1 protein-coding gene is annotated in these 1,393 nt (G+C 63.0%); it reads right to left on the minus strand.

The genetic code is table 11. The features are described from left to right. Positions 1-270: 270 nt before the first annotated feature. Positions 271-1,311 (minus strand): IS110 family RNA-guided transposase, encoded by a 1,041-nt coding sequence (locus tag CP49_RS07800; RefSeq protein WP_057849711.1) that lies wholly within the window; start codon positions 1,309-1,311, stop codon positions 271-273. Positions 1,312-1,393 lie beyond the last annotated feature (82 nt).

Consider the following 1,393-nt stretch of genomic DNA (forward strand, 5'->3'; position numbering starts at 1 on the left):
GCAGGGACCCATATGTGGACGGCCCCCGTGGCACAAGAGCTTTTTGAGTGAGATCGGATCGCTTGCATCCATATGTCCGGCCTGTGAGTGCGATCGGGTAGATCGCGGGCCAAGATGGTTTGCGCGATGCGAGTTCCAAACAACCTGGCGACCTGTTGGCGGCCAATGGGTCCCACGGATTGTCTCGCATCGTTGCTCGATCGATCGCTCCATCTGCTCTTGCAGCTTCCGGGTCGGTCGGCGGACGAGCCCGCCGGCCGGCCAACCTGTTTAGGCGGCGACTACCGCCGCGGCATTGATCCGCGTCGCGTCGTACGTCTCTCCCGTGACCATCAGCTTCCAGGCGATGCGGGCCACCTTGTTGGCGAGCGCCACGGCCGCAAGCTTCGGCGGCTTGCGCTTGATCAGTGCCAGCAACCAGTGCGAGTGACGGCCGCGGCCACGCCTGGCCTGCTGGATCACCGCGGTCGCCCCGATCACCAGCAGGCGGCGAAGGTCCTCATCGCCCGCCCGGGTGATCTTGCCGAGCCTGGTCTTGCCGGCGGTGGAATGGTCCTTTGGCGTCAAACCCAGCCAGGCTGCAAAGTGCCGGCCGGAGCGGAACGCGCCTGGATCGGGCGTCTTCATCACCAGCATCGTCGCAATGATCGGGCCGACCGAGGGGAGTTGCGCCAGACGCCGGCCCAAGGCATCGGAGCGGTGCCAAGCCATCAGCCGGACCTCGATCTCCTGCAGCTCGCCCTCGAGTCTTTCGTATTCGCGGCCCAGCACCGTAAACAGCTCGCGCGCCATGGCGGGAAGCGTCTCGTCCTGCGCAATCTGCGCCAACAACGGCTCGATCTTGTCCAGCCCCTTGGGCGCGATCAAGCCATACTCCGCCGCATGGCCGCGGATCGTATTGGTCAACTGAGTGCGCCGGGCGATCAATCCATCGCGGACTCCCGTCAGCATCAATGCAGCCTGCTGCTCGGCGCTCTTCACCGGCACAAACCGCATGCTCGGCCGGCTCATCGCTTCACACAGGCCTTCCGCATCCCGCCAGTCGTTCTTGTTCCGCGTCACGTAGGGCTTCACCAATTGCGGAGCCATCAGCTTCACCTCATGGCCAAGTTTGCGAAGCTCCCGCGCCCAATATTGCGAAGCCCCGCAGGCCTCCATCCCGATCACCGTCGGCGGCAATTTGGCAAAGAACTCCAGTACCTGCTTGCGCGAAAGCTTCTTGCGCAGCACCACCTGCTCCGCCGCATCAACTCCATGCAGCACAAAAATATACTTCGACGTATCCATTCCAATGCGGCTAATCTGCTTCACGGACGGCTCCCTTGTCTGAGATTTGCAACAACCTCATTCTGGCACACTGATGCCGTAGGGGGCCGTCCACCCCATCAACCAC

Source organism: Bradyrhizobium valentinum (assembly GCF_001440405.1).
GTDB classification, from domain to species: domain Bacteria; phylum Pseudomonadota; class Alphaproteobacteria; order Rhizobiales; family Xanthobacteraceae; genus Bradyrhizobium; species Bradyrhizobium valentinum.